The sequence below is a fragment of the Gemmatimonas sp. genome, assembly GCF_044376735.1.
GTDB lineage: Bacteria > Gemmatimonadota > Gemmatimonadetes > Gemmatimonadales > Gemmatimonadaceae > Gemmatimonas.
The window spans coordinates 1-4172 of record NZ_JBILKJ010000201.1; the positions used below are offsets into that span (position 1 = coordinate 1).

General features: G+C 65.7%; 4 protein-coding genes. 2 read left to right on the plus strand and 2 right to left on the minus strand.

Annotated elements, in window-relative coordinates; translation table 11 throughout:
- The first annotated feature begins 181 nt into the window (after positions 1 to 181).
- Positions 182 to 1132 (plus strand): hypothetical protein, encoded by a 951-nt coding sequence (locus tag ACIRA7_RS15335; protein ID WP_396221713.1) that lies wholly within the window; start codon positions 182 to 184, stop codon positions 1130 to 1132.
- A gap of 16 nt (positions 1133 to 1148) precedes the next feature.
- Here ACIRA7_RS15335 and ACIRA7_RS15340 read toward each other — a convergent pair whose 3' ends face one another.
- Positions 1149 to 1598: a DUF983 domain-containing protein gene (locus ACIRA7_RS15340; RefSeq protein WP_396221714.1), complete on the minus strand. Its 450-nt coding sequence runs from the start codon at positions 1596 to 1598 to the stop codon at positions 1149 to 1151.
- Positions 1595 to 2713, minus strand: a complete 1119-nt coding sequence (locus tag ACIRA7_RS15345; RefSeq protein WP_396221715.1) for an alpha/beta fold hydrolase — start codon at positions 2711 to 2713, stop codon at positions 1595 to 1597. The genes ACIRA7_RS15340 and ACIRA7_RS15345 overlap by 4 nt, the downstream gene beginning before the upstream one ends.
- Before the next feature lie 141 nt (positions 2714 to 2854).
- Between ACIRA7_RS15345 and ACIRA7_RS15350 the strand changes: the two genes are divergently transcribed.
- Positions 2855 to 4172: serine/threonine-protein kinase (locus ACIRA7_RS15350; protein WP_396221716.1), on the plus strand; the 1318-nt coding region annotated here is incomplete at its 3' end.

The window sequence follows — 4172 nt, forward strand, 5'->3', positions numbered from 1 at the left end:
GTTTTCGCCGATGTGGTGTACGAAACAGCGGCGACCCTGCTGTATGCGGTGCGCGGCTGGACGCCGTAGCGCGGCGGCTCGGCGCGACGTCGACCCCCCGCACGGATGATCCACGATACTTTCCTGTGATACGCGAGAACGGTACGTTGTCCACGCGGTCCTCCCTCTTGCCACCCATTCGATGATCTCCTTATCCGTTCACCAGCGCGGCGTATCCGTGCTGGCCGTGGCGCTCGCTCTTGCTCTGAGCGCCTGTACCGACACCGAGTCCCGCGCCCGCGCCGACTCCCTGTCCCTCGCGCTGGCCACCGCGAGCGCCGAACGCGACTCCCTGCAGGGGCTGATGCAGGGCATTGGCGCCGACAAGGATCGGGCGCTGGCCCAGGTCGTCGACGCGTCGAAGTTCGCCGACGAAGTCGACGCCGAGCTGCGCAAGGTGCGTGGTCTGTCCAGCAAGGTCGGCGTCACCAAGAGCGACGAGTCGGGCAAGACCGAAGCCGCCGCGGCGCAGAAGGACATTCTCGACCGCCTGGCCCAGATGCGGCAGCGGCTCGCTGCTCGCCAGCGTCAGGTCGCTGCGCTCCTCGACACGATGCGGACGATGCGCACCGATTCGAGTGCCGCCGCCACGCTGTTGGCGGACCTGAACGCGCGTCTGGCGACGCGCGAGAAGGAGATTGCCGTATTCCAGGAAGAGATCCGGGCACTGCGCACGCAGAACGCACAGCTGACGGCCGACAAGGTCGTGCTCAACGACACCGTGAAGGCGATGGACGTGCGCGAGAACCGGGTGTTCTACGTGATCGGATCACGTCGTCAGCTCATCGCCGACAAGGTGGTCACGGAAGAAGGCGGCTCGCGTGGCCTGCTCATCGTGAAGCTTGGCAAGACGCTGGTACCGGCGCGTTCGCTCGACGAGGCGCGGTTCACGCGCGCAGACCGACGCGAGGTGCTCACCATCCCGCTGCCGCGCAACGATCGTCCGTATCGCATCGTGTCGCGTCACGACGTCGGACTCCTCGAGACCGCGAAGAAGGAAAAGGACGGTGCGTTCCGCGGGGAAAACATCCGCATCACCGACCCCGTGAAGTTCTGGGCCGCGTCGCGGTACCTCATCATCGTGGAGAAGTAACCGGGAGCGACGTCGGCTAGAGGTGCGGGAGTTCCCGATCGCCGACGTCGCCACCCGCGCGGTGCCAGTGCAGTTCCTCGAGCGAAAGCGGTCGGATGGCCAGATCGACCGCCAACCAGGTGGTCTTCGCGAACGGGTAGCAGAGCACGCACCCCGAGAGCATCAGGAATGCCGTGACGTACGTAATGAGATTCCAAGGCGGATCGGGCCACGTGAAGTACACGAGCCCGCAGACGCAGAAGAAGAGGATCAACTCGACGGCGATCAGGTTGAACAGGTAGGCGCCGACGAAGTAGTCTTTCTCCCCGCGCTCGAGACGGATGCCGCAGGTCGGACAACAGTTCTTGAGCTCGAAGAACGACGCGAAGATCTTGCGGCCGCTGCAATGGGGGCAGCGCAACTGCAGCGCGCGGACAATCAGCTGGGTGACCGACGGTTGGGCAACAGGAACCGTACCATGGGTCATCGTTGCGGAAGCGCCGCAAGGAACGCGCTGAGGTATCCCCCCCAGACCTTCGGCGCGGAGTGCGTCCCGTGCCCTCGCGTCTCCGACGTGATCGGCAACAGAATGAACTGCGTGCGCGGCATCATGGCGGCGTACCGTTCGGCCATCCCCAGCTCCGGTGGATTAACCTCGTCGTCGGCGGAGTTGATGAACAGCGCGGGCGCGGTGATGCGCGACAGGGTCGGTGACGGGTCGTAGTCGCGCGACGCGTCGAACTGATACAGGAAGTCGTTGGCGTCGGTGCTGGCCATGCGCGCATCGAGATACGCCCGAATCACGCTGTCGGCGTTGTCGCGCGTGGGCCCCTGCGCCTGCTGCACGAGCGGCGCGCTCGACATGATGAAGAGCATCATCTGCGCTGCACGCAGTCCCGGCGGCGCGCTGGTGTACTCGCCGCCCTTCCACGCCGGATCATCGCGAATGGCGTCCATCGCCATCGTACGGATCATGCGATTGCGCCCGGCGATCTGGGCCGGGACGCACGCGAATGGCGCGAGCCCATCCATGAACTCCGGATAGGCAGCGCCCCACACCCACCCGTGCATACAACCCATGGAGGTGCCCATGATGAGACGCAGGTGGTTCACCTTGAGGTGTTCGGTGAGCAGTCGGTGCTGCGCGACGACCATGTCGTCGTAGGTGTACTTGGGGAAGCGCGCGTGGAGGCCATCGCTGGGCTTGCTCGAGCCGCCATGGCCGATGCCGTCGGGGAGCACGATGAAGTACTTGCTGCTGTCGAGCAGCTTGCCGGGCGCAAAGAGTTCGCCGGCGTAACCGTTGGACAGGAAGCCGCGCCCCGATCCGCCGGTGCCGTGCAGAATCATGACGGCGTTGCGAACGATGCCGCGGGCATCGCGCTGCGGCGTGCCGAGGGTGGTGTAGTGGAGACGCAGCTCGGGGAGTTGCTCACCCGAGCGGAAGGTGAAATCCTTGACGACAAAGTCGCCCTGGGTGCCGGCGCGAGCCCACCCGGCGGCGGAAGGAGGCGTCTGGGCGTTGCCGACCGACGCCGTTACGGCAGAGCCCGCAATTGAGAGCGAGCTGAGCAGGAGGCGAAGAAGCGATGCACGTGACATACTGCATCATAGTGACTGAAAGCCACGTACGCTGGGCGCGACGCCCCCTCGCGCCTGCAGGGCCCTGCCGAGCGCGACGGTCATGAGAATATCGCCGCGACATGCTTGCTTAACGCCGTTGGTCCTTTAGGTTCGCCAATCGTGGATTCACGCAAGGTGTGCCCCCAGTGCGGGGAAGCGTACGAGAGTGCGGTGGCCTTCTGCGCGAAGGACGGGACGGCGCTCGTGTCACCCTCCGCCCGGACGGAACTCGTCGGCCACGTGATCGGCGGTCGCTATCGGGTGGTCTCGCATCTCGGCGAGGGTGGCATGGGCCAGGTGTATCTGGCCGAACACGTCCGGATGAAGCGCAAGAGCGCGATCAAGATCATGCGCCCGGCGCTGGTCGGCGACACCGAAGCGCTGCAGCGTTTCACGCGCGAAGCCGAGAACGCCAGCAAGATCTCGCACCCGAACGTGGCCTCGATCTTCGACTTCGGTGAGACTGACGAGGGACTCGTCTACCTCGCGATGGAGTTCGTGGACGGCGAAGCCCTGGCCGCCACGCTCAAGCGCGAAGTGGCGCTGCATCCCGTGGTAGCGGCCGACATCATCGGTCAAGCCGCCGACGCGCTGCAGGCCGCGCACGACCTCGGCATTCTGCACCGCGACTTCAAGCCCGACAACCTGATGCTCTCGAAGCGCTCCGACGGCACGTTCGTCGTGAAGCTCGTCGACTTCGGCATCGCGCGTATGATGGAGCAGGGTACGCAACAGGTGACGCGCACCGGCTTTGCGGTCGGCACGCCCGAGTTCATGTCCCCCGAGCAGCTGTCGGGTGATGTCCTCGACGGTCGGTCGGATCAGTATTCGCTGGCCCTCGTCGCCTTCATCGCGCTCACCGGGCATGATGCCTTCGCGAATTCGTCGTCGAAGGAATCGCTGATCGCGCGGCTCACGAGCCGACCGCGTCGTCTGGACGAAGTGCGCGGCGACCTCGACTGGCCGAACGCGCTGCAGGAAGTGTTCGACAAGGCCTTGGCGCCCGACCCGGTCGACCGGTTCGCCAGCGTGTCGGATTTCGGGGTGACGCTGGGCAACGCCGTGATGGAGATGACACCCTCGCAAACCGCCGAGATCTATCGGCACGCGTTGGGGAATCGCACGCCGGCGGCGGGAGGACGTGCATCGGCCGACCTCGCGGGCAAAGGCACACCCGTGTCGAACGACGCGACCGCCAAGGCCAAGAAGGACAGCAAAAGCCCCAAGCGCCGACACGACCCGGTGGCGGTACGCCGCCGCCAGTCGGTGGTGCCGTACATCATTCTGTTTGGCATTGCGACGTGGGGCATCTGGCGGTACGGCTCCAAGCAGGAATCCGGACTCGCCCGGCAGGCCGCCGACCAGATCGGCAGCTTTGCCAGCGCCGCGCGCGATATGGTGAACGGCTACATCGCACGGGCACCGGAGAAGGCACCGC

What these genes read in the sequence shown, in the direction of transcription:
- ACIRA7_RS15335 (WP_396221713.1), top strand. Translation starts at nt 182, where the DNA reads ATGATCTCCTTATCCGTTCACCAGCGCGGCGTATCCGTGCTGGCCGTG.
- ACIRA7_RS15340 (WP_396221714.1), bottom strand. Translation starts at nt 1,598, where the DNA reads ATGACCCATGGTACGGTTCCTGTTGCCCAACCGTCGGTCACCCAGCTG.
- ACIRA7_RS15345 (WP_396221715.1), bottom strand. Translation starts at nt 2,713, where the DNA reads ATGTCACGTGCATCGCTTCTTCGCCTCCTGCTCAGCTCGCTCTCAATT.